22 protein-coding genes are annotated in these 24626 nt (G+C 60.8%); 14 read left to right on the top strand and 8 right to left on the bottom strand.

What is annotated here, in order from left to right; genetic code table 11:
- Nucleotides 1–250: 250 nt before the first annotated feature.
- From bioD to bioB, 5 genes are all read right to left on the bottom strand, one after another.
- On the bottom strand, nt 251–931 hold the full coding sequence (bioD, locus tag FEZ21_RS05590; protein WP_127196508.1) for a dethiobiotin synthase: 681 nt from the start codon (nt 929–931) through the stop codon (nt 251–253).
- Nucleotides 928–1740: a malonyl-ACP O-methyltransferase BioC gene (gene bioC, locus FEZ21_RS05585; RefSeq protein ID WP_004419463.1), complete on the bottom strand. Its 813-nt coding sequence runs from the start codon at nt 1738–1740 to the stop codon at nt 928–930. The genes bioD and bioC overlap by 4 nt, the downstream gene beginning before the upstream one ends.
- On the bottom strand, nt 1733–2464 hold the full coding sequence (locus tag FEZ21_RS05580; protein ID WP_004419465.1) for an alpha/beta fold hydrolase: 732 nt from the start codon (nt 2462–2464) through the stop codon (nt 1733–1735). The genes bioC and FEZ21_RS05580 overlap by 8 nt, the downstream gene beginning before the upstream one ends.
- The gene (gene bioF, locus FEZ21_RS05575) at nt 2457–3629 is read right to left on the bottom strand and encodes an 8-amino-7-oxononanoate synthase (RefSeq protein WP_160626636.1); all 1173 of its coding nucleotides are present in this window, start codon (nt 3627–3629) and stop codon (nt 2457–2459) included. The genes FEZ21_RS05580 and bioF overlap by 8 nt, the downstream gene beginning before the upstream one ends.
- Nucleotides 3630–3753: 124 nt before the next feature.
- Nucleotides 3754–4809, bottom strand: a complete 1056-nt coding sequence (gene bioB, locus FEZ21_RS05570) for a biotin synthase BioB (RefSeq protein WP_004419470.1) — start codon at nt 4807–4809, stop codon at nt 3754–3756.
- Between the two features lie 89 nt (nt 4810–4898).
- Here bioB and FEZ21_RS05565 point away from each other — a divergent pair, with 89 nt between their 5' ends.
- From FEZ21_RS05565 to rarD, 5 genes are all read left to right on the top strand, one after another.
- Nucleotides 4899–5639, top strand: coding sequence for a ComF family protein (locus FEZ21_RS05565; protein ID WP_160626634.1), 741 nt, complete (start codon nt 4899–4901; stop codon nt 5637–5639).
- A gap of 58 nt (nt 5640–5697) precedes the next feature.
- Nucleotides 5698–6462, top strand: a complete 765-nt coding sequence (locus FEZ21_RS05560; RefSeq protein ID WP_160626632.1) for a TOBE domain-containing protein — start codon at nt 5698–5700, stop codon at nt 6460–6462.
- An 82-nt stretch (nt 6463–6544) separates the two neighbouring features.
- The gene (locus FEZ21_RS05555; protein WP_004419475.1) at nt 6545–8446 is read left to right on the top strand and encodes a PhoX family phosphatase; all 1902 of its coding nucleotides are present in this window, start codon (nt 6545–6547) and stop codon (nt 8444–8446) included.
- Nucleotides 8447–8580: 134 nt separating this feature from the next.
- Entirely contained in the window at nt 8581–9555 is a 975-nt protein-coding gene (locus tag FEZ21_RS05550) for a serine/threonine protein kinase (protein WP_004419476.1), read from the top strand.
- A gap of 158 nt (nt 9556–9713) precedes the next feature.
- Nucleotides 9714–10598: an EamA family transporter RarD gene (rarD, locus tag FEZ21_RS05545; protein WP_160626630.1), complete on the top strand. Its 885-nt coding sequence runs from the start codon at nt 9714–9716 to the stop codon at nt 10596–10598.
- Nucleotides 10599–10721: 123 nt separating this feature from the next.
- Here rarD and FEZ21_RS05540 read toward each other — a convergent pair whose 3' ends face one another.
- A complete protein-coding gene (locus FEZ21_RS05540; protein ID WP_004419479.1) occupies nt 10722–11240 on the bottom strand; it encodes a glycine cleavage system protein R in 519 nt (172 codons plus the stop codon).
- Nucleotides 11241–11611: 371 nt separating this feature from the next.
- Between FEZ21_RS05540 and FEZ21_RS05535 the strand changes: the two genes are divergently transcribed.
- Nucleotides 11612–13789 carry a malate synthase G gene (locus FEZ21_RS05535; protein WP_004419480.1) on the top strand — a complete coding sequence of 726 codons (2178 nt, stop codon included), beginning with the start codon at nt 11612–11614 and terminating at the stop codon, nt 13787–13789.
- 191 nt (nt 13790–13980) lie between these two features.
- Here FEZ21_RS05535 and FEZ21_RS05530 read toward each other — a convergent pair whose 3' ends face one another.
- Entirely contained in the window at nt 13981–14421 is a 441-nt protein-coding gene (locus FEZ21_RS05530; protein ID WP_004419482.1) for a response regulator, read from the bottom strand.
- A 273-nt stretch (nt 14422–14694) separates the two neighbouring features.
- Between FEZ21_RS05530 and FEZ21_RS05525 the strand changes: the two genes are divergently transcribed.
- The 7 genes from FEZ21_RS05525 (at nt 14695) to FEZ21_RS22455 (ending at nt 22977) form a co-directional block, all read left to right on the top strand.
- Nucleotides 14695–16629, top strand: a complete 1935-nt coding sequence (locus FEZ21_RS05525; protein ID WP_160626628.1) for a putative nucleotidyltransferase substrate binding domain-containing protein — start codon at nt 14695–14697, stop codon at nt 16627–16629.
- Nucleotides 16626–17336 (top strand): PolC-type DNA polymerase III, encoded by a 711-nt coding sequence (locus FEZ21_RS05520; RefSeq protein ID WP_160626626.1) that lies wholly within the window; start codon nt 16626–16628, stop codon nt 17334–17336. The genes FEZ21_RS05525 and FEZ21_RS05520 overlap by 4 nt, the downstream gene beginning before the upstream one ends.
- 198 nt (nt 17337–17534) lie before the next feature.
- Nucleotides 17535–18059 carry an RNA polymerase sigma factor gene (locus tag FEZ21_RS05515; RefSeq protein WP_165439574.1) on the top strand — a complete coding sequence of 175 codons (525 nt, stop codon included), beginning with the start codon at nt 17535–17537 and terminating at the stop codon, nt 18057–18059.
- The gene (locus tag FEZ21_RS05510; RefSeq protein ID WP_160626624.1) at nt 18056–19033 is read left to right on the top strand and encodes a FecR domain-containing protein; all 978 of its coding nucleotides are present in this window, start codon (nt 18056–18058) and stop codon (nt 19031–19033) included. The genes FEZ21_RS05515 and FEZ21_RS05510 overlap by 4 nt, the downstream gene beginning before the upstream one ends.
- Before the next feature lie 90 nt (nt 19034–19123).
- A complete protein-coding gene (locus FEZ21_RS05505) occupies nt 19124–21559 on the top strand; it encodes a TonB-dependent siderophore receptor (RefSeq protein ID WP_010656678.1) in 2436 nt (811 codons plus the stop codon).
- Between the two features lie 132 nt (nt 21560–21691).
- Complete coding sequence (locus tag FEZ21_RS05500; protein WP_004419491.1) at nt 21692–22804, top strand: PepSY domain-containing protein; 1113 nt, start codon at nt 21692–21694, stop codon at nt 22802–22804.
- The gene (locus FEZ21_RS22455) at nt 22801–22977 is read left to right on the top strand and encodes a hypothetical protein (RefSeq protein ID WP_004419493.1); all 177 of its coding nucleotides are present in this window, start codon (nt 22801–22803) and stop codon (nt 22975–22977) included. Before FEZ21_RS05500 ends, FEZ21_RS22455 begins: the two co-directional genes overlap by 4 nt.
- A 30-nt stretch (nt 22978–23007) precedes the next feature.
- On the opposite strand, the gene FEZ21_RS05495 is transcribed toward FEZ21_RS22455, so the two are convergent.
- Complete coding sequence (locus FEZ21_RS05495; protein WP_004419495.1) at nt 23008–23508, bottom strand: ATP-dependent zinc protease; 501 nt, start codon at nt 23506–23508, stop codon at nt 23008–23010.
- A gap of 229 nt (nt 23509–23737) precedes the next feature.
- Between FEZ21_RS05495 and FEZ21_RS05490 the strand changes: the two genes are divergently transcribed.
- Complete coding sequence (locus tag FEZ21_RS05490) at nt 23738–24625, top strand: acyltransferase (RefSeq protein ID WP_004419497.1); 888 nt, start codon at nt 23738–23740, stop codon at nt 24623–24625.
- The last annotated feature ends 1 nt before the right edge of the window (nt 24626 follow it).

Genomic DNA, 24626 nt, shown 5'->3' with positions numbered 1-24626 from the left:
ACAACCGCGTGAATTTGTTATAGCGGTCAAACAGTTGTTTGAAACATACGTTTACGCCCATTTATTGTCAAGCAGCGCTATGCCGCCGTTCGTCTTGGGCATGATCGATACCCTTTTATATCGGGCCCGGCAGCAAATTGTGGGAGCCGGCTTGCCGGCCATCGCTTCAGCGTATTGCCACAGGCGCACCCGTCCCCAGGATCGCTGGCTAGCCAGCGCCTGAAGGGAGCAGTCACATGGGGAACAGAGCTTAGTCCAGCAAATCCAGCTGCAGATGCTCGGCCACAGCCTGCGCCGAGGCGCTCTTGAGCTTTGGCACACGGCCCAGGCAGGGAGCCGGGAGACGCTCGGCCAGGGTGGCGAGGTTTTCTTCAAGGCGGGAGGTCTTCGGACCAATGATGTTGGCCACCCAACCGGCCAGTTGCAGGCCATCCCGGGCAATCGCCTCGGCCGTCAACAAGGCGTGGCTGATGCAACCCAGGCGTACGCCCACCACCAGAATCACCGGCAGATCCAGTGCCTGGGCCAGATCCGACAAACTGTCTTGCCCGGACAGCGGCACGCGCCAGCCTCCGGCGCCTTCAATCAGAGTGAAATCCGCCTGCCGGGCCAAAATCTGGCGCATGGGCGACAACAACGATTTCACCGTCAGCACCACCCCGACTTCGCGCGCAGCAATGTGCGGAGCGATGGCCGGTTCGAATGCCACGGGGTTGACCTCGTCATAGCTGAGCTTGATTGAACACTCTGCCATCAGTGCCAGCGCGTCGGCGTTACGCAAACCTTCAGGGGTGTTGTCACAGCCCGAAGCCACCGGCTTGCCCGCCGCCGTGCTCAATCCGGCCTCGCGTGCGGCATACAACAAACCTGCTGCGATCGTGGTTTTGCCAACGTCGGTGTCGGTGCCAGTAATGAAGTACCCAGGGCTCATCGCGCTTTCTCCAGAATCCCGTAGACCACCTGATAGGTTGCCGGTAGTCCCGCAGGTTGACGAAACTGCTCGTAGGCACCCACCAATCCCTGAAGCCGTGCCCTGCCGGTCAGCCCTTCGGGGCGACCGGGGTTGAGATTATGCGCCCCCAGAGCTTTCAGCTCATGGGTCAACTGGCGCACTTGCGGGTAGTGCAGCACATGCGCCTGATTGTGCAGGCCGAGTACAGCCAGGCCGCTACCGGCGCACAGCTGTTGATAGGTCTCGAATTCACGGAAGCGATTGACGTGAACCTGACCATCCACCGCCCGCCAGCTGTCACGCAACTCGCGCAATGTACCCACGCACAAACTGGCAAAGGCAAACACGCCTCCGGGTTTGAGCACCCGCCGGGCTTCGCTGAGCACGGCATTGAAATCGGCACACCATTGCAACGCCAGGCTGGAAAAAATCAAGTCACAACTGCCGGACTGCAGCGGCAGGCTTTCGGCATCCCCTGCAATAAAATGCTGGGCACCGCCCTGGGGCCGGGCGAACGCCAGCATGCCCTGGGCGATATCCAGCGCCAGCCCCTCACTGTGAGCAAAACGCTGCCCCAGCACCCGGCTGAAATAGCCCGTGCCACTGCCCAGGTCCAGCCACCGCTCAGGCTTGAGATCTGCCGGTAAGCGGCTGGCCAGTTCATGACCTACTGCACGCTGCAGTTCAGCCACGCTGTCGTAGCTGGCTGCCGCCCGGGAAAACGAAACGGCCACCTGACGCTTGTCCGGCAAGGGATTGGCGTGGGTTGCAACACTCAAATCAGTCATCGCCCGACTCATGTAAAAAACCCTGGATCGCCGCCGCCAATTCGTGGGGGGCTTCCAGCAGGAATGCATGACAGGCCTGTTCAATCAGACCCACTTCGACATCTGGTAACAGCGCCAGCACATCGCTTGCGGCCTGCACCGGCACCAAGCCGTCAAGCCCGGCGAACAAATGCAATTGCGGACCGTTGAACGCCTGCAAGGCACTGCGCGTATCGAGCTTGCCCAGTAATTCCAGGCCTGCGAGCAGGATGTCCGGCTGCGCTTTGGGCGCGCCGCCCAACAGCTGGCTGGCCAATGCACGGGGCTCGGCCGAGCCCTGGCTGCATAACAGACAAAAGCGTTTCAGGGTGGTGTTGGGTGCTTCGCGAAAACCGCCAAGAAAGAGCTCGAAGGTAGCTGCCGGCATGCCACTGGGCCAGTCGTCACGGCTGACAAAGCTGGGGTTGCTGGCCAGGGTCACCAGCCCGCAACAACGTTCACCCCGGCGGGCGGCCAGCTCCGTGGCAAGCATGCCGCCCAGCGACCAGCCGCCCAGCCAGACGTTGTCGGGCAGTGTTGCATCCAGCTCATCGAGCCAGTCTTGCAACGTGGTCGACGCCAGCACCGGCAGCGGTTCGATTTCAACCCGAAAGTGCTCGTCCAGGCCTCGCAACGCTGCGGCCAGGGGCTCCAGCGGTGAAACCCCAAGGCCCCAGCCCGGCAGCAAAATCAAACGGTCACGCATGGTCGGGCTCCAGCTTGCGCCAACAGTCAGCGAGTGCATTTAACAATAGCTGCACCTGCGCCTCTGTGTGAGCGGCCGACAACGTCACGCGCAATCGCGCACTGCCTGCCGGCACCGTTGGCGGACGAATCGCGGTCACCATCAATCCGCGTGTGCGCAGCATCTGTGACAGGCGAATCGCCCGGCCACTGTCGCCAATCATGATCGGCTGGATCGGAGTAAAGCTGTCCATCAGTTGCAGGCCAATCTGCTCGGCACCACGGCGGAACTGACCAATCAATTGCTTGAGGTGTTCACGGCGCCAGTGTTCGGTGCACAACAGCTCGAGGCTTTTCAGCGTGGCACAGGCCAGCGCCGGTGGCTGGCTGGTGGTGTAGATGTAAGGCCGGGCGAACTGGATCAGGCTTTCGATCAACTCTTCGCTGCCGGCCACAAACGCACCGCTGGTGCCAAATGCCTTGCCCAGGGTGCCGACCAGCACCGGAACATCGTCCGCGCTCAGGCCGAAGTGCTCGACAATCCCGCCGCCATTGGCGCCTAACGGGCCGAAACCATGGGCATCATCGACCATCAGCCATGCGCCTTTGGCTCTGGCCTGGCGGGCCAGGGCAGGCAGGTCAGCCAGATCACCGTCCATGCTGAACACGCCATCAGTCACCACCAGCGTATTACCGCAAGCCTTCTCCAGCCGCGCGGCCAGACTGAGCGCATCGTTATGCAGATAACGATTAAAACGCGCGCCGCTCAACAAACCGGCATCCAACAGCGAAGCGTGATTGAGACGGTCTTCCAGCACCGTATCGCCCTGCCCCACCAATGCCGTGACCGTGCCCAGATTGGCCATATAGCCATTACTGAACAACAGCGCCCGCGGGCGACCGGTGAACTCGGCCAGCGCCTCCTCCAGTTCGTGATGAGGTGTGCTGTGGCCGATCACCAGATGGGATGCCCCGCCGCCCACGCCCCAGCGCGATGCCCCGGCCTGCCAGGCTTCGATGACCTGGGGATGATTGGCCAGACCGAGATAGTCGTTATTGCAAAAAGCCAGTAACGGCTGGCCGTCGACCACTACCTGTGGCCCTTGCGGGCTCTCAAGCAACGGGCGCTGGCGATACAAGTGGTCGGCCCGACGCGCGGCCAGGCGGGCGCTTAGATCAAAAGACATGCTGGCCTCGAAAACAGATGGCGCACAACCTGCAGGAGCGAGCTGCCCCCTGTAGGAGCGAGCTTGCTCGCGAGCTTTTAAACAACCTGAAACAGCTCGTTCCTACAGAGGGTGGGGCTCGGGTTTAAACCGCAGCGTTATAAAATTGTTCGCTGGATTTCTGATCCATCAGCGCGTGCTCAATGGCTGCCTGATGCACTTCGTCAGCGTGGTCCTCACCGGCCTCGGGCAAGATGCCCAGGCGGCTGAACAGCTGCATGTCCTTATCGGCCTGGGGGTTGGCCGTGGTCAGCAATTTATCGCCATAGAAAATCGAGTTGGCCCCGGCAAAGAACGCGAGTGCCTGCATCTGCTCGTTCATCGCTTCACGCCCCGCCGATAGCCGTACATGGCTCTGCGGCATCATGATCCGCGCCACCGCCAGCATGCGGATGAAATCAAACGGGTCGATATCTTCCGCGTTTTCCATCGGCGTACCGGCCACTTTCACCAGCATGTTGATCGGCACCGATTCCGGATGCCCGGGCAAGTTGGCCAGCTGGATCAGCAGATTGGCCCGGTCATCCAGCGACTCGCCCATGCCCAGGATCCCGCCGGAGCAGATTTTCATCCCGCTATCACGCACGTAACTCAGGGTTTGCAGGCGCTCGCTGTAAGTGCGGGTGGTGATGATGCTGGTGTAGAACTCGGGCGAGGTGTCGAGGTTGTGGTTGTAGTAATCGAGCCCGGCGTGGGCCAGCGCGCTGGTTTGCTCCTGGTCGAGCTTGCCCAGGGTCATGCAGGTTTCCAGCCCCAGCGCCTTGACCCCTTTGACCATTTCCAGCACGTAGGGCATGTCCTTGGCCGAAGGATGTTTCCAGGCTGCACCCATGCAAAAACGGGTGGCGCCGATCGACTTGGCCCGTGCCGCTTCTTCCAGCACTGCCTGGACCTGCATCAACTTCTCTTTGGCCAGGCCGGTGTTGTAATGGCCTGACTGCGGACAATATTTGCAATCTTCCGGGCAGGCCCCGGTCTTGATCGAAAGCAGCGTCGAAACCTGCACCCGATTGGCGTCGAAATGTGCGCGGTGAACGGTCTGTGCCTGGAATAACAGATCATTGAATGGCTGAACAAACAATGCGCGAACTTCGGCTAAGGACCAATCATGTCGCAAGTTGGCAAGGGTGCTGGCGCTCATCGGCGTTTCTCTTGATTTATGCTTTGACTTGAACCTGAAGCAAGGGCTTCAGACACGGCACGGATGCCCGGCATGTTTAAGGATGCAAGATGAACTGTCAACCACACTTGATTAGACTGGTTGACATCTGGTTATTTAACAACCAGACCTGTTTATTGTGCGATGAGGCGCTCAAGGGCGTTTTACCGATCTGCCGTGCCTGTGAGCCTGAGCTGCCCTGGCTGGGTGATTGCTGCCTGCGCTGCGCCTTGCCACTCCCGGCGGCCCGGTTGACCTGCGGTGACTGCCTCAAGCAACCGCCTGCGTTCGAGCAGGTGCATGCGGCCTGGGCGTACGGCTTTCCGGTCGACAGCCTGATCGTGGGTTTCAAACACAACAGTAAATGGCCCTATGGCCGGCTGTTGGCCGAACTTCTCGGCCAATGCCTGCTTGATAGCTTCAACTGCGGCCAAGAGCGACCCGACTTCTTGCTGCCGGTTCCGCTGTCCGTTCAGCGCCTGCGCCAACGTGGCTATAACCAGGCAGCCATGCTCAGTCACTGGCTCAGTGCCCGGTTGAACATCCCGTGCCGTGAACACTGGTTACTGCGCACCCAGGACACCCCCACGCAACAGGCGCTGGACGCCAAAGCCCGCAAGCGCAATCTGTTGCAAGCCTTCGGCCTGAGCCCGGGAGCGCAGGTCCAGGGCCTGCACCTGGCGCTGATTGATGACGTACTGACCACCGGCGCCACCGCTGAAAGCCTGGCGCGCCTGCTGCTCAAAGCCGGGGCGCGGCGGGTCGACGTATATTGCCTGGCCCGCACCCCGAAACCTGACGGAGCGCCTTGACGGGCCCGGGTTGAACAGGCACTTTCCGGGCTTCCAGCCGCCTTGCGAATCCGCCGTCATGCACCTGCCCTCCTTGCTTGCACAACACATGGTCCGCCGCCCGCAGCGTATTGCGCTGTTACAGCACATTGCCGAACAGGGCTCGATCACTGCGGCGGCCAAAAGTGCGGGCATCAGCTACAAGGCAGCATGGGATGCCATTGATGAACTGAACAACCTGGCGCAAACCGCACTGGTTCAGCGCAGCGTTGGCGGCAAAGGCGGGGGCGGGGCGCGGCTGTCCGTTGCCGGAGAGCGGGTACTGCGTCTTTACCAGCGCTTGCAGGTGCTACAGAGCCAGGTGCTGGATGCCGCCGAAGACACCGAAGACCTCGACCTGCTGGGGCGCCTGATGCTCAGAACCAGCGCCCGCAACCAGTTGCACGGCAACGTGACTGCCATATCCAGCCATGGCCATAACGACATGATTGAGCTCGCCCTGGCGGGCGATCTGAGCCTGCACGCGCAAATCACCCGCGACAGTACCCTGCGCCTGGAACTGCAGATCGGCAGCCCGGTGGTCGCCCTGATCAAGGCCGGCTGGCTGCAACTGGTGGCTGCCAAACAGGTGCCCGCCCCGGGGCACAATCATCTGCAGGGGCGCATTGAGCAAATCCTCCACGCCGACGATGGCCCCAGCGAAGTGCGCATCAGCCTGTCCGGCGGCCAGGTTTTGTGCGCCCTGAGCGAGCCGCAACACCTTGAAATACTTGGCGCAAAGACGGGGGATGCAACCCAGGTGCAGTTCTCGCCGTCGCTGGTGTTGTTGGGCACCCCGCTGTAACGCCACCACGGCCGTTTGCAACACGGCTGTCATACCCGCGGCTTATGGTGGCTGGCAAAATCGTCTGCGAGCCGAGCCTGACATGACCCTGTTAAAAGAAGACCAACCCACCGACCTTGAGCAGATCATCGGCCTCAGTCGACGTGGCTTTATCGGCGCCGGCGCCTTGTGCGGTGCTGCCATGTTTTTGGGCGGCGGCCTGCTGAGCCGCAGCGCCCTGGCTACCGGCATCAGCGCCGCCTCCAGCCCGTTGCTGGGTTTTGACAGTATCAAGGCGGCCACCACTGACAGTATCAGCCTGCCACCCGGCTATCGCTCCAGCGTACTGATCAGCTGGGGTCAGCCACTGCACGCCGCAGGCCCGGCGTTCGACCCCGACGGTAACGGCTCGGCCAGGGACCAGGAAGTGCAATTCGGCGACAACAATGACGGCATGAGCCTGTTCGCCTTCGCCGATGACCCGAACCGCGCCCTGATGGCCATCAACAACGAGTACACCAACTACCGCTATCTGTACCCCCACGGCGGCATGCCCGCCTCCCTTGAACAAGTGCATAAAGCCCAGGCCAGTGAAGGCGTATCGGTCATTGAAATCCGCCGCACCGGCAACGGATGGGCGTTTGCCCAGGGCTCACCGTTCAACCGGCGCATACATGGCAATACACCAATTCGCCTGGGTGGCCCGGCGGCCGGTCATGCCTTGCTGCGCACCCGGGCCGACAACACCGGCACCCTGGCCCTGGGCACCTTCCAGAACTGCGCCAATGGCAAAACCCCATGGGGCACCTACCTGACCTGTGAAGAGAACTTCACCGACTGTTTCGGCAGTTCTGACCCCAGGCAAGCCTTCGACACCGCGCAAAAACGCTATGGCGCCGTGGCCGCCAGCAAAGAAATCAACTGGCACCCCCATGACCCGCGATTCGATCTGGCGGTCAACCCCAACGAACTCAATCGCCACGGCTGGGTGGTGGAAATTGACCCGTTCGACCCGCACTCGATGCCCGTCAAACGCACAGCGCTGGGCCGCTTCAAGCACGAGAACGCCGCCCTGGCCGAAACCGCCGATGGCCGGGCGGTGGTCTATATGGGCGATGACGAACGCGGCGAATTTATCTACAAATTCATCAGCCGCGACCGGATCAACCATAAAGACCCCAAGGCCAATCGCGACCTGCTGGACCACGGCACCCTTTACGTTGCCCGCTTTGACGGCGGCGACAAAAACCCCGACCTGCCCAGGGGGCAGGGTCAGTGGGTTGAATTGAGCCATGGCAAAAACGGCATCGATTCCGCCGGCGGCTTCGCCAACCAGGGCGAAGTACTGATTCACGCACGCCTGGCAGGCAGCGCGGTGAATGCCACGCGCATGGACCGCCCGGAATGGATAGTGGTCAGCCCCAAGGACGGGCAGGTCTATTGCACCCTGACCAACAACGCCAAGCGCGGCGAAGACGGGCAACCGGTCGGCGGGCCCAACCCCCGGGAGAAGAATGTCTACGGACAGATCCTGCGCTGGAAAGCCCACAACGACGATCACGGCACCGACACCTTCGACTGGGACCTGTTTGTAGTCGCCGGCAACCCGCTGGTGCATGCCGGAAAAGCCAAGGGCGGCTCGTCCAACATCACCCCGCAAAACATGTTCAACAGCCCCGACGGTCTGGGCTTCGACGACGCCGGACGCCTGTGGATCCAGACCGATGGCGATTCCGGCAATAGCGGGGACTTCGCCGGCATGGGCAATAACCAGATGCTCTGTGCCGACCCGGCAAGCGGTGAAATCCGCCGTTTCATGGTCGGGCCGATCGGTTGCGAAGTGACCGGCATCAGCTTCTCGCCAGACCAGAAAACCCTGTTCGTCGGCATCCAGCATCCCGGTGAAAACGGTGGATCGACCTTCCCCGAGCACTTGCCCAACGGCAAGCCACGCTCTTCGGTCATGGCCATCAGTCGCGAAGATGGCGGCATCATCGGCGCCTGATGACCGCAGGCCCATCTGTGGGAGCCGGCGTTGTGCCTCAATCGCCGGTAGCCACAGGTTTAGTGCCAGATCGTTCCCGGTCTGCGCTAACATGCATGGCCGGACGCGGCAGCCTGCTGCGCGCAGGAGTCAGCATGTCTCATCCGTTTGCAACACTTACCCCTGATCTGGTGCTCGACGCCGTCGAAAGCATCGGTTTCCTGAGCGATGCCCGCGTGCTCGCGCTCAACAGCTACGAAAATCGCGTGTACCAGGTCGGCATCGAAGACTCGGAACCGCTGATCGCCAAATTCTACCGACCGCAACGCTGGACCAACGAAGCCATCCTCGAAGAACACCGCTTCACCTTCGAGCTCGCCGACCTTGACGTCCCGGTGGTCGCACCGATGATTCACAACGGTCAGAGCCTGTTTGAACACGCAGGCTTTCGCTTCACCCTGTTTCCGCGCCGGGGCGGCCGTGCGCCGGAGCCCGGCAATCTCGACCAGCTGTACCGTCTGGGGCAACTGCTGGGGCGCCTGCATGCCGTGGGGGCAACCAAGCCGTTTGAACACCGCGAAGCGCTGGGGGTGAAGAACTTTGGTCACGACTCCCTCACCACCCTGCTCGAAGGCAATTTCATCCCGCGCAGCCTGCTGCCGGCCTACGAGTCCGTGGCCCGTGACCTGCTAAAGCGTGTCGAAGACGTGTACGCCGCCACCCCGCACACCAACATCCGCATGCACGGTGATTGCCACCCCGGCAACATGATGTGCCGTGATGAAGTGTTCCATATCGTCGACCTCGACGACTGCCGCATGGGGCCTGCGGTGCAGGATCTGTGGATGATGCTTGCAGGTGATCGTCAGGAATGCCTGGGCCAGTTGTCAGAATTGATGGACGGCTACAGCGAGTTCCATGACTTCAACCCGCGGGAACTGGCGTTGATCGAACCGCTGCGGGCCTTGCGCCTGATGCATTACAGCGCCTGGCTGGCGCGCCGCTGGGACGACCCGGCGTTCCCCCACAGCTTCCCGTGGTTTGGCACCGAGCGTTACTGGGGCGACCAGGTGCTGGCTTTGCGCGAGCAACTGTCAGCGCTCAATGAAGAACCGCTGAAGCTGTTCTGACCCCCTCCGTTCTCTGTAGGTGCGAGCTTGTTCGCGGGTTTTTAACTACCCGGTAAACGAACAGCCCGGACCTACAAAAACTTTGCTCGCAATCTGTAAAACCTGCTTACACTCTTGGCCTGTTCCGTATCCGTTAGTTGCCTAAGCAAGGACTCTGCATGCAAGCCGCCAACCCGCGTCGCGGGTACATTTTAGGCCTCACCGCCTATATCATCTGGGGCATCTTCCCGCTCTACTTCAAACTCCTGGCCACTGTCCCCGCGGCCGAGATCATCGTAAACCGGGTGCTCTGGTCCGCACTGTTCGGCTCTTTGTTGCTGCTGTTCTGGAAACACCCCGGCTGGTGGCAGGAACTGCGCGACAACCCCAGGCGCCTCGGCGTGCTGGCCATCAGCGGGCTGTTGATTGCGGTCAACTGGCTGACCTATGTGTGGGCGGTCAATAACGACCGCATGCTGGAAGCCAGCCTCGGCTACTACATCAACCCGCTGGTCAATGTATTGCTTGGCATGCTGCTGCTGGGGGAGCGTTTACGCCGCCTGCAATGGCTGGCCGTAGGGCTTGCCGCCCTTGGCGTGGCGCAGCAGGTGTGGCAAGTGGGCAGCCTGCCGTGGGTGTCCCTGGTGCTGGCGCTGAGCTTCGGCTTTTACGGGCTGATACGCAAACAGGCGCCCGTCAAGGCACTGCCCGGGCTGGTGGTCGAAACCTGGATTCTGGTGCCCATCGCCATTGGCTGGCTGCTCATGCACCCCGAGGCCAACAGTGCCCATACAGAGTTCTGGAGCAGTAAGGAAGCCTGGCTACTGGTGGCTGCAGGTCCGGCAACGTTGATCCCGCTGGTGAGCTTCAACGCCGCCGCCAGGCACTTGCCTTACACCACCCTGGGCTTTATGCAGTACATCGCGCCGACACTGGTACTGATTCTGGCGGTGTGGGTGTTTGGCGAGCATCTGTCAGAAGCCACACTGATGGCCTTTATGTTTATCTGGGCCGGTCTGGCGATCTATACCCTTGATGCAGTGCTGACCCTGCGCCGGGGATAGGGGGCGTGCCCAATCAGTTTCCACAGCACGCAGGTTCTGCTGTTGTGCAGCGCGGGAAGCGAGGCTGAATCATTCCAAACCAGCTTCGCGCAACACGGCCCTGCGCAACAGCAGGGCCGGCCCCTAGTCCTCGGGGCGCAACTCGAGCCCGACCATCAACTCGTCGGCCAGGGTTTCCAGGCGCGCCTGCAACACCTCCAGCGAGAGCGTCAGCGGTACCGCCAGAATGGCCTCGGCATGAAACAGCGGCTCGTTGCTCATGGGCGCGGGTCGCACATCCGTCACCAGACGCTCCAGATTCACTCCCTGCTCCGTCAGCACCCGGGTAATGTCGCGCACTATGCCCGGACGGTCATTTCCCACCAGGTCCATGGCAATCGGCTTCCAGGTGCAAGACTGCTCGATCCCGCTTTCGGCGATCAACACCCGAATCCCGTCCGGCGCCAGGCCGTGCAGCGCAGCGATCAATTCATCATGGGCTTCAGCCGGCACGCCTACGCGCAAGATCCCGGCGAATTGCCCGGCCATCCGTGACATCCGGCTTTCCAGCCAGTTGCCGCCATGCTCGGCGATGCATTGGGCAATACGTTCGACCTGCCCGGCCTTGTCCGGGGCAAAGACCGTAATCACAAGATGGTTCATGGCGGGGACTCTCTTGTTAGGGGTCGGATGAGTATAGGCAAGACCTCGGGTGCCACTTCAGGTGCCACAAAAACACCTCGAAAAAACAAATTGTGTACTGTTTTTAGAATTATCTGGAACAAGCTGTACAATTCTTGAGAACATCCTGTTCTTCTGTATGACCGATAGCGTACAAATGGTCGCAGAACGACGTGATTAGTCTGATTTTCACATCTGCAATTGATCATGTAGTATCCCTTGGCGACCACTACATAATTTGTAATATGGTTCGCCAAGGCGTCTGCTACACCCCGCACAACCCCGCCAGCATGAGCTAACGCGGTGTTTTAAGAAGCGCTCCAGGCTTTAAATAAAAATGAGTGAGGCAAGCAATGACTGAACACGTTCACGTCGGTGGCCTGCAGGTCGCCAAAGTCCTGTTCGACTTCGTAAACAACGAAGCCATTCCCGGTACCGGCCTCGACGCCGACCAGTTCTGGGCCGGTGCCGACAAGGTTATTCATGACCTGGCACCCAAGAACAAAGCACTGCTCGCCAAACGCGATGATTTGCAGGCGCGGATCGACGCCTGGCACCAGGCTCAGGCCGGCAAGGCCCATGACGCCGTGGCTTATAAAGCCTTCTTGCAAGACATCGGGTATCTGCAGCCAGAAGCGGCGGATTTCCAGGCAACGACACAGAACGTCGACGACGAAATCGCCCGCATGGCAGGTCCCCAACTGGTGGTCCCGGTGATGAATGCGCGCTTTGCCCTCAACGCCTCGAACGCCCGCTGGGGGTCGTTGTATGACGCGTTGTACGGCACCGATGCCATCAGCGAAACCGATGGCGCCACCCGGGGCAAAGGCTACAACAAGGTCCGTGGCGACAAAGTGATCGCCTTCGCCCGCGCCTTCCTCGACGACGCCGCGCCCCTGGCAACAGGTTCCCACGTTGACGCCACAGGCTACGCCATTGTTGGCGGCGCCTTGCAGGTGAGCCTCAAGGGCGGCGCCAGCAGCGGCCTGCGCGACACTGCGCAACTGACCGGCTACCACGGCGCGGCCGCGGCACCGACCGCCGTGTTGCTCAAACACAATGGCCTGCACTTCGAAATCCAGATCGACGCTGCCAGCCCGGTCGGCCAGACCGACGCTGCCGGGGTCAAAGACGTGCTGATGGAAGCCGCGCTGACCACCATCATGGACTGCGAAGACTCAGTCGCCGCCGTCGATGCTGACGACAAGGTGGTGATCTACCGCAACTGGCTCGGTCTGATGAAGGGCGACCTGAGCGAGCAAGTATCCAAGGGCGGCACAACCTTCACCCGCACCATGAACCCGGACCGCGAATACACCGCGCCCGACGGCGGCACTGTCAGCCTGCACGGCCGGTCGTTGTTGTTCGTGCGTAACGTGGGTCACTTGATGACCATCGATGCGATCCTCGACAAAGACGGCAACGAAGTACCTGAAGGCATTCTCGACGGCCTGCTGACCAGCCTGGCAGCGATCCATAGCCTCAATGGCAAAGCGACCCGCACCAACAGCCGCACCGGGTCGGTGTACATCGTCAAACCGAAAATGCACGGCGCTGAAGAAGCGGCGTTCACCAACGAGCTGTTCGGCCGCATCGAAGATGTCCTGAAGCTGCCACGCAACACGCTCAAAGTCGGGATCATGGACGAAGAGCGCCGCACCACCATCAACCTCAAGGCCTGCATCAAGGCCGCCAGCGAGCGGGTGGTGTTTATCAACACCGGCTTCCTGGACCGTACTGGCGACGAGATTCACACCTCGATGGAAGCCGGGCCAATGGTGCGCAAGGCGGACATGAAGTCCGAAAAATGGATTAGCGCGTACGAAAACAACAACGTCGATGTCGGCTTGAGTACTGGCCTGCAAGGTCGTGCGCAAATCGGTAAAGGCATGTGGGCCATGCCCGACCTGATGGCTGCCATGCTGGAGCAGAAAATCGCTCACCCGCTGGCCGGCGCCAACACCGCCTGGGTACCTTCGCCGACGGCAGCCGCCCTGCATGCGCTGCACTACCACAAGGTTGACGTGTTCGCCCGTCAGGCCGAACTGGCCAAACGCGCCCCGGCCTCCGTGGACGACATCCTGACCATCCCGCTGGCCGTTAGCCCGCAGTGGACGCCCGAGCAGATCCAGAACGAACTGGACAACAACTCCCAGGGCATTCTCGGTTACGTGGTGCGCTGGATCGACCAGGGCGTTGGTTGTTCGAAAGTACCGGACATCAATGACATCGGCCTGATGGAAGACCGTGCGACGCTGCGCATTTCCAGCCAGCACATCGCCAACTGGCTGCGCCATGGCATCGTCAACCAGACCCAGGTACTTGAAAGCCTCAAGCGCATGGCTCCGGTGGTCGACCGTCAAAATGCCAACGACGCGCTGTACCGTCCGCTGGCACCGGACTTCGACAGCAACATCGCCTTCCAGGCAGCGGTTGAACTGGTGATCGAAGGCAGCAAACAGCCAAACGGATACACCGAGCCTGTTCTGCACCGTCGTCGTCGCGAGTTCAAAGCCAGGAATGGTTTGTAACAAACCCCGAAAACCGCAAGCCCCTGCAGAGCGCTGTCTTTGCAGGGGCTTGCGGGTCCCGGGATATTCTCAATAACGCCGTGTTTACCCTGTAAACACGGCGTTATTGTTTAAAGCCCTCCCGCACCAGCTCGCCCCTGCAGTTGAGATCGCCGTTGTTCAAGCGAACCGCATTGCGGCCATGTGCCGGGCTACAACGCCAGTTCCTGCTTGATCAGCTTGAGCAACTTGGCGGTGTCGATAGGTTTGAGCAGGAAATCCACCACGTTGAGGTGCATCGCATCGATGGCATCACGCACTCCTGCATCGCCCGACATGATGATGATCGGCAAGCTTGCCCGCTCGGATGCGCGCACTTTGCGGATCAGGTGCAGGCCATCGTGGGGCACCATGCGCAAATCGGTGAGTATCAGCCCGATGGAGTGTTCAGACTTCAACAACGCCAGCGCCTGACGTTCATTTCTTGCGGTCACACACTCAATGCCGCTCAAGGTCAAAAACTCCGCCAGCAACTCGCAGGCCAACTCATCATCGTCAACAATCAACACCCCATGCTGCTCCGGCACAGGTGTTCGCATCACCTCGTTCAAGGCCTCGCGTTCGGCGTCGGTCAATATGTCGTGTTCAGTCATGCGGCTCTCGTAAACTGTCCTGCCGGTCAAATATCCCAGCGTTAAAGTCGGTTAATCCTTGATCGGATCAATGTGCACCCAGATCAGAGTAATTCCAAGTCCGGCATCAGGGTAAACAAGGAAATAGTCTGTAAGCATTCGCAAAAACTTCAACAGGCCTCTTCCCCATAGACTTACGTCCAATGGGCACCCGCGCCCAGACAACCGAGCATGAGGGTCACAACACGCCATGGGCCCGCCCCGTCCCGTCATAACAACAATGCGGTAATGGTAATGAGTAAATCGGATGCATTTCTCCAGGCAGGGAAAACTGCGGTGCTGCAGAACATTCACGGCACCATGCAATTCTTGCAGCGATTCCCGCCCTTCAACCAAATGGAAAATACGCACCTGGCATTCCTGGTGGAGCAGTGCCAGCTGCGCTTCTACGGGCCCGGTGAGAGCATCATCCGACCGACTGACGGGCCGGTGGATCACTTCTATATCGTCAAGCAGGGCCGGGTGGTGGGTGAACGGACCCATGTAGGCCGTGAAGACGCCGAGACCACCTTTGAAATCACTGCCGGCGAGTGCTTTCCGCTGGCCGCGTTGCTGGGCGAGCGCGCCACCCGTACCGAACATCTGGCCGCCGAAGACACCTTTTGCCTGCAACTGAACAAGCCTGCATTTATCAAATTGTTCGCCCTGTCCGACGAGTTCCGCGACTTTGCCCTGCGTGGCGTCAGCAGCTTGCTCGACAAGGTCAATCAACAGGTGCAGCGAAAAGCCGTAGAAACCCTCGGCACGCAATATTCACTTAACACCCGCCTCGGTGAACTGGCCATGCGCCACCCGGTGACCTGTCTGCCGGACACCGCGCTGCGTGAAGCTGTGCGCCTGATGCACGAACAGCAGGTGGGCAGCATTGTGGTGGTGGACGGGCACAAAGCGCCGCTGGGCATCTTCACCCTGCGCGACCTGCGCCAGGTGGTGGCCAGCGGGATTCAGGATTTCGCCCAAACCATCGACCTGTACATGACCCCCGGGCCGTTTTACCTGTCCCCCGATCACAGCGCCTTCGACGCCGCCATCGCCATGACCGAGCGCCATATTGCCCATGTGTGCCTGGTCAAGGATCAGCGCCTGTGCGGCGTAGTCTCCGAGCGCGATCTGTTTTCTCTGCAACGGGTTGACCTGGTTCATCTGGCCCGCACCATCCGCCATGCCCCCCGGCTGGAAAACCTGATCAGCCTGCGCGGCGAGATCGGGCAACTGGTGGAACGCATGCTGGCCCACGGCGCGTCCTCAACCCAGATCACTCATATCATCACCCAGCTCAACGACCACACCGTGTGCCGGGTCATCGAGCTGGTGCTGGCCGACCGTGGCGATCCTGGCGTGCCCTTCAGCTGGCTGTGCTTTGGCAGCGAAGGGCGACGCGAGCAAACCCTGCATACCGACCAGGACAACGGCATTTTATTCGAGGCCAGGGACGCCACCCAGGCCGCTGAAATCCGCCAGCGCCTGCTGCCCATCGCACAGCAGATCAACCATCATCTGGCGGCATGCGGCTTTACCCTGTGCAAGGGCAATGTCATGGCCGGCAACCCGGAACTGTGCTTGTCGCGCGCCGAATGGGCCCGCCGTTTCGCCGCCTTCATTCGCGAGGCAACCCCCGAAAACCTGTTGGCCTCGAGCATCTATTTCGACCTGCGGGTGGTCTGGGGTGACGAACAGGGCTGCCAGCAACTGCGCCGCGGCATTCTCGAACAAGTGGCCGACAACCGCCTGTTCCAGCGCATGATGGCCGCCAACGCCCTGCGCCATAGCCCGCCGGTGGGGCGTTTCCGTGAGTTTGTACTGGAGCGCAAAGGCAGCGACAAAGCCACCCTGGACCTCAAGGTGCAGGGCCTCACGCCGTTCGTCGACGGTGCACGGCTGCTGGCACTGGCCCACGGCGTGGAAGCCAACAACACCCTGGAACGCCTGCGCCAGCTGGTGACCCAGGAAGTGATCGAGGCACTGGACGGCGCGGCCTATGAAGAGGCCTACCACTTCATCCAGCAAACCCGCATGCAACAGCACCAGTTGCAAACCCGGGAAAACCGCCCGTATTCCAACCGTGTCGACCCGGACAGCCTGAACCAGCTGGACCGGCGCATCCTGCGTGAAGCCCTGCGCCAGGCCCAGCGCCTGCAGAGCAGCCTGGCCCTGCGGTATCAACTATGAGCCTGCTGTCCTGGTTGCTGCCGCGTAAAAAGCCGGTCTTGAGCCCTGAGCAACAACAACGGGTGCTGCAACTGCCGGCACCACCCGGGCTGAGCGAGGCCTCACTGCGCCAACAGCGCTGGGTGGTGGTCGACCTGGAAACCAGCGGCCTGAACCTCAATCGCGACCAGGTGCTGTCGATTGGCGCGATGGTCATCGAAGATGGTGCCATCGATCTGGGCCAGGCGTTCGAACGCACCCTGTTGCGCCCCGACAACACCCTCAACCCCAGCGTGTTGCTGCATGGTCTGAGCCCGGAAGCAATTGCCGCGGGCAGTGATCCGGTGGATGCCCTGCTGGACTTTATGGCCTTTGTCGGTGACAGCCCGCTGCTGGCCTTTCACGCCCCATTTGACCAGCACATGCTGGGGCGTGCCCTTAAAGACAGCCTGGGCTACCGCCTGCAGCACCCGTTTCTGGATGTGGCGGCCCTGGCGCCGATGCTGTGCCCGCAGGTCAATCCGCGAGAGGCGGGGCTTGATCACTGGATCCGGCACTTCAACCTGCAAGTCGAAGACCGCCACAACGCCAGCGCCGACGCCCTGGTCACAGCCGAACTGGCGTTGATCCTGTTCAACCGCGCACGCACGCAACAGATCGACAGCCCCCTGGCCCTGCAGCAGCGGCTAAACCAATGGCAGCGACGCAAACAAGCCCATAGCTTCTGACACCGGACTCGACTCCTGAACCGACACCACAGCTGACTTCACACCTGTAGGAGCGAGCTTGCTCGCGCGCCTTTCATGGCTGCGCCAAAGAGCTCGCGCCTGCAGGCTGTTTACCTTCCGATGAGTGTCAATTGCGCATGCCCATTGCCTCTGACACAATCGCGAATAGTTATCGTTAGTTAATGCATGTATTCGGTGATGCCCTTGTCGTCAGTCCAAACCCCCCACAGTGAACTGGTTGGAGCGCTTTACCGCGACCATCGCGGTTGGCTGCTGGCGTGGTTGCGACGCAATGTGGCCTGCCCGCAACGGGCGGAAGACTTGAGCCAGGACACTTTCGTGCGCCTGCTAGGCCGTGAAGACCTCAAGGCCCCCCGCGAACCCCGGGCTTTTCTGGCCGCCATTGCCAAAGGCCTGCTGTTTGACCATTTTCGCCGCGCTGCCCTGGAACAGGCCTACCTCAACGAGCTGATGCTGATCCCCGATGCCGAGCAACCCTCGCCCGAAGAGCAGCAACTGATCCTCGAAGACCTCAAAGCCATCGACCGCCTGCTGGCCAAACTCTCGAGCAAATCCCGGGCGGCCTACCTCTATAGCCGTATCGACGGCCTGACCCACGCTGAAATTGCCCAACGCCTCGGCGTATCGGTGCCCCGCGTGCGCCAGTATCTGGCCCAGGGCATCCGCCAGTGCTACATCGCCCTGTATGGCGAGCCGGCATGAGCCCGGTCAGCTCCAAACCGGTATCGGCACCCGTGCTGGATGCTGCCATTGCCTGGCAACTGTGCCTGGACTGCGGCAATGGCAGCGCCTTGGAGCAAGCCGAATTCAACAAGTGGTACAGCGCCAGCGAAGAGCACGCGCGGGCCTGGATGCAACTGGGCATGCTCGATCACCGCTTCAGCAGCACCAGTGTCCCGGCGCGTAACGCCTTGCTCAAGGCCCGCAGCGGCGTACAGCAACAGGTGCGCAAAATCGGCGGCGGCCTGGCCAGTATTGCGCTGGTGTGCGGGCTGACCTTGTTCGCCAGCAAAGACTACCTGCCGGTTGATTACTGGATGGCCGATCACCGCACCGCCACCGGCGAGCAACGCCAGTTACGCCTGGCCGATGGCACCCTGCTGAACCTCAACACCCACAGCGCAGTCGATGTGCGCTTTGATGGCACGACGCGACGCATCGTCCTGCAAGAAGGCGAAATCATGGTCGAGACCGGCCATGGCGACCCCCGGCCTTTTGTCGTGCAAACCCGTGATGGCAGCTTGCGAGCATTGGGCACGCGGTTTCTGGTCCGGCGCGAAGACGACGGCACCCGCCTCAGCGTGCTGCAGTCGCGGGTTGCAGCGCATCCCGAAAACAGCGTCGACGAAATCATCTACACCGAAGGTCAGCAAGTGCTGATGCACCGCGATTACCTGGGCCAGATGCTCGCCGTCAACCCCGGGGCAGACGCCTGGACCCGCGGCATGCTGGTGCTCGACAACGTACGCCTGGCCGACATGGTGCACGAACTCAAGCGCTATCGACGCGGCCACCTGGGCGTCGACCCCGACGTCGCCGACCTGCGCATCAGCGGCAGCTTCGCGCTGAACAACGTCGAGCTGGCCCTCAATGCCCTGCTGCCCGCCTTGCCGGTGAAGATTGAACAGCACACCCCGTGGTGGGTCACCATCAGCGCCAGGCCGGAAAAAAACTAAATCTAAATTATTTTCAATCAGCCCTATCACTTTTCGGATCTCGTTCGGCAGATAGTCATTGAGAAACATTTCCATTCAGGAACCCGCCGAATGTCCCGCTCCCTCGACACCTTTTTGCGCCCTGGCCTGTTAGCCGTAGCCATCGCCCTCAGCATCCCGCTGACCAGCACCTGCGTCATCGCCGCCGAACAGGCCCCGACTGCGCGCAGCTACAACCTGCCCGCCGGACCGCTGGCCGCCACCCTGAACCAGATCGCCAGCCAGTCGGGTATAACCCTGGCCATCGATCCGGCCCTGGTTGCAGGTAAAACGTCAGCCCCGGTCCAGGGTTCGTTCGAGGCCAGCACTGCATTGCGCGAGGCATTGCGCGACAGTGGCCTGCAACTGGTGCCGGGAAGCGCCGGCAGCTTCAGCCTGATCGCCATTCCTGAAGGGGTGGTGGCGCTGGAAGCCACCACCATCAGCGGCCAGAGCAGCTATGAAAGCCCGTGGGGCCCGGTGGACGGCTACCTCGCCCAACGTACCGCCGCCGGCACCAAGACCGATACGTCCCTGCTCGAAGCCCCGCGCTCGATCTCCGTCGCCACCCGCAGCCAGATGCAGGACCGGGCAGTGCAGAACCTGGATGATGCGGTGCGTTACATGCCGGGCGTAACGGCCAGCAGCTATGGCAGCGACAGCCGTGCAGAATGGCTGAAGGTGCGAGGTTTCGAGCCAACCCAGTTCCTCGATGGCCTGCCATTGCCCAAGGGCACCTATGCCATGCCCAAGCTTGAAACCTGGGACCTGGAACGCGTGGCCCTGCTCCGCGGCCCGGCGTCATCGGTCTACGGCCAGACACCTGCCGGCGGCCTGCTGGATATGGTCAGCCGGCGCCCGGAAGACAGCGCCAGCCACGAAGTACAGATGCAGATCGGCAGCTATCAGCGCAAGCAGATCAGCTTCGACAGCACCGGCCCGATTGATGATGAAGGACGTTTCCTGTACCGCGTCAGCGGCGTGGTGCGTGACAGCAACACCGCCATCGACCACAACGAAGACAAGCGCTACAACATTGCACCGAGCCTGACCTGGAACATTGACGAAGACACCAAGCTGACCTTCCTCAGCCAGTTCAACCGTGATGACACCGGGATCACCAGCCAGTTCTTGCCGCTGCAAGGCACCAAGGTGTCCACGCCTGCGGGCAAAGTGAAGTATCACGAAAACCTCGGTGATCCGAAGTGGGAGTTCTACGACAAGACCTACTACGCACTGGGCTATGCGTTTGAGCACCGCCTGAACGACGTGTGGCAGTTCCGTCAAAATCTGCGCTACACCAAAAGCGATCTGGCCTTCCAGGGCATCACGGCGGGCGGTTACTACGGCTCGGTGGCAGACGATGGCACGGTTGAGCGCGGGGCCAACGTGGTGGATGAAGACATCAGCCAGTTCGCCGTGGACAACAATTTCCAGGCCGACTTCGACACCGGCGCAATCAAGCACACCGTGTTGATCGGTCTCGACCATCAGCGCGTCAATACCAACTACAAATGGGATTACGGCGCCGCGCCTGCCAGCAACATCATCAACCCGATCTACGGGCAGGATTTCAGCAACGTCAAATACACCACCTACAACGACTACAACCAGAAAACCCGCGACACCGGTCTTTACCTGCAAGACCAGATGGCTCTGGACAACTGGCGCTTGACCCTTGGCGGACGTCAGGACTGGTTGCACACCGACACCACGTTCTACAACGAGAAAAATGCCCGCGACACACGTGACGACAGCGCCTTTACCGGTAATGCCGCACTGAGCTATGTATTCGATTCCGGCTTCACGCCTTATGTTTCGTACGCCGAATCCTTCCAGGCCGAACCGGGCGGTTTTGCCGGAAAATCATTCAAGCCCGGCACCGGCAAGCAGTACGAACTGGGCCTCAAGTACCAGCCACCGGGCAGCGACATGCTGTTTACCGCCGCAGTCTATGACCTGACCCGCAAGAACATTGTGCTGAGCGATACGCTGGGCGTCAGCCGTCCGCTGGGTGAAGCCAACGTGCGTGGCCTGGAACTGGAAGCGGTGGGCAACGTTAACGAGAACCTGAAGTTGACGGCAGCCTATACCTACGCCAACACCAAAATGACCAAGGTGTCCGACCCGCTGGACAAGAACCGTCCACTGCCGCTGACCCCCGAGCATCAGGCTTCTATCTGGGCTGACTACACCTGGCACAAAGGCGCGCTGGAAGGCTTCGGCGTAGGCTTTGGTGCCCGCTACATCGGCGAGACCGACAACATCGCCATTGGCAGCATGGCCTATGTACCGGACGCTTCCTACGGTCATACAGACGCCTATACCGTCTACGATGCGGCGGTGCATTACGACCTTGGCAAGATGAACAAATCACTGCAGGGCGCCACGGTTTCGGTTAACGCCAACAACGTGTTCGACAAGCAATACCTGTCGACCTGCGATGGTTTCTACTGCTACTACGGCGACCGCCGCAACATCATGGCCAGCGTCAACTACAAGTGGTAACCCGCTAAACGCAACACCAATACCCACCTGCAGGAGCGAGCTTGCCTCGCGATGAAATCATCCCCCGACCGAGGGGCCGGCATCGCGAGACAAGTTCGCTCCTGCAGGGGAGTTTTTGCATTTGGGAATGTCATGAAAAGCAAAACCATCCGCCGCTGGTCCTTCATTCACACCTGGACCAGCCTGATTTGCACCGCGTTTTTGCTGATGCTGGCGCTGACCGGCCTGCCGTTGATTTTTCACCATGAAATCGACCATCTGCTGGGCGACGCCCCGCAGGTCAAGGAATTGCCCGCCGGTACTCCAACCCTCGATCTGCAACAACTGGTGCTCGCCGCGCAGGCCCACCGGCCGGGCGAGGTCATGCAGTATTTCGGCTGGGACGACGATGAACCCAACGCCGTCCTGACCATCATGGCCCCCACCGCAGGTACCGAACCCAATTCGTCCCATACCTTCATGCTCGATGCACGCACCGGCGAGGCGATTGATGTGCCCTCCGCCAACGGCGGCATCATGATGGTCATGCTGCGTCTGCACGTGGACATGTTTGCCGGCCTGCCCGGCAAACTGCTGCTGGCATTCATGGGCATCCTGTTCGTACTGGCGATCATCTCGGGCACCGTTTTGTACTTGCCGTTCATGCGCCGCCATGACTTCGCCACCGTGCGCACCGACAAATCCCGGCGCCTGCGCTGGCTCGACCTGCACAACCTGATTGGCGTCGTGACCCTGACCTGGGCACTGGTGGTGGGCGTGACCGGGGTGATCAGCGCCAGCGCCGACCTGATCATCGCTGCCTGGCGTGCTGAAACCCTCAGCGCCATGATCGAACCCTACCGCGACGCCCCGCCATTGACTCACCTGGCACCTGCCAGTGATCTATTGCACATCGCTGCCAGGGCGGCACCCGACATGCAGCCGGACTTTATCGCCTTCCCCGGCACCCGGTTCTCCAGCGAACACCATTACTCGGTGTTCATGAAAGGCAGTACTCATCTGACCTCACACCTGCTGACTCCGGTCCTGATCGACGCCAGTAACCTTGAAGTCACCGCCGTGGCCGGACGGCCCTGGTACATGGATGCCATGGGCATGTCGCAGCCGCTGCACTTTGGCGACTACGGCGGCATGCCGATGAAAATCCTGTGGGCGGCACTCGACCTGCTGACCATCGTGGTCCTGGGCAGTGGCCTGTACCTGTGGTGGGTACGTCGTCGCGCGGCACAGGAGAGCACCCGATGAAACCGCGTCAGTCGAGTTTCTGGAAGGTGTTTTCCATTCCGCTGGCGATAGCCCTGGTGGGCGCCACCGGGTTGTTCTGCGCACTGCTGGACGATGGCGCCTGGGATTCGCTGAGCTGGATAGGGCTGGGCATACCGGCGTGGATCAGCCTGCGAGGCTTGCTCAAGCGTTGACCCTACCCCGCAGGGTAGGGCCAGGTTGCATCAGCAATCAGGCTTGTCTGCCGTATAACGACGGGCCGGGTTAACCGCGGCACCGAACTCGCGCAACGCCTTGGCACCGATCAGCAGCGGGTAGTTGAAGCTGCTGCGGTCGGTGAGGTTGACCTCAACCGTGCGTTTGACATTGCCCAGGCACATTTCCAGATCGACCACCGGGCGCTTGGCGCTTTCGCTCGCGTCCTTGTCTTCGTCTTCATCGGCGCGGCTTTTGATTTTGCTGATGCGTGCCACTTTGTGTTCATACACCTTGCTGCTCGCACCTTCGGTGGCCAGCTGGAAGCGTACCCAGTCGTCACCATCGCGGGTAAAGGTCTGGATGTTCTTGGCCGACAGCGACGCGGTCAGGGCACCGGTGTCCATCTTGGCTTTCAGGGTTTCACCGATTTCCGGCAACTTGATGTATTCGTAGCGCCCGTACAGGGTCGGCTCGGCGGCCATCACCGGCAATGCCAATACAGAGAGCAAGGCTAGAACAGACTTCATAAAGACAGTTTCCTTCGGTTTGACGCTGCCGGCAGGGGCGAGTCTGGCTCGCGATGCTGGCAACTCGTTTAATTCATTTGCCGTGGTGATGCTATTGCGAGCAAGCCCGCTTCTACAGTGTCGGTTGAACGATAGCGGCTGGCGCGTGAAACATTTGTCGATACGCCGATTTGGCGTTCGGCAAGGCTCTGCTTATCATTGCCTGTCATTAAACGTTCAAGAGTTACTTATGCGCCGCCTGCTCACCGGCTGTCTGGTCACACTGCTACTGCTGTGCAACACCCTCATCCTGTTTGGCCCCTTGATGCTGTTTGCCCTGCTCAAACTCATCTCGCCGGGTCGCCTGCGCGATTACAATTCGTGGGCCGTGATGTGGATCGCCGAGACCTGGTCTGAAATCGACAAACGCATTTTCGCCCTGTGCCTGCCCACCCAATGGGACATTCGCGGCGCTGAAGGCCTGAGCCGCGATACCTCGTACCTGGTGATCAGCAATCATCAATCCTGGGTGGATATCCCGGCGCTGATGCAGGGCCTTAACCGGCGTACGCCGTTCTTCAAATTCTTCCTCAAAAAACAACTGATCTGGGTGCCCTTTCTGGGCCTGGCCTGGTGGGCGCTCGACTACCCGTTCATGAAGCGTTACTCCAAAGCCTTCCTCGCCAGACACCCGGAACTCAAAGGTGAAGACCTGAAAATCACCCGGGCAGCCTGCGAGCTGTTCAAGCGCCAGCCGGTGACCGTGGTCAATTACCTTGAAGGCACGCGTTTCACCCCGGCCAAGCGCGCCCGGCAACAATCGCCCTACACCTACCTGCTCAAACCCAAGGCGGGCGGCGTGGCGTTTGTACTGGCCGCCCTGGGCGAACAGCTGGATGCCGTGCTCGATGTGACCGTGGTTTATCCACAGGCAAAAATTCCGGGCTTTTGGGCATTGATCAGCGGGCAAGTGCCCAAGGTGATTGTCGACATTCAGATCCACCAACTGGACCCGGCGTTATGTCAGGGGGATTACGAGAATGATCCGCTGTTTCGCCAGCAGATCCAGAGCTGGGTCAACCAGCTCTGGATCAAGAAAGATCAGCGCATCAGCACCTTGCGTGCCGAGCGCGATTGAT

It is taken from the genome of Pseudomonas sp. 9.1(2019), from assembly GCF_009910445.1.
Classification (GTDB): Bacteria; Pseudomonadota; Gammaproteobacteria; order Pseudomonadales; family Pseudomonadaceae; genus Aquipseudomonas; species Aquipseudomonas paraversuta.
The sequence above is the reverse complement of the archived record's forward strand: the minus strand, read 5'-3'. Positions and strand labels throughout refer to the sequence as shown.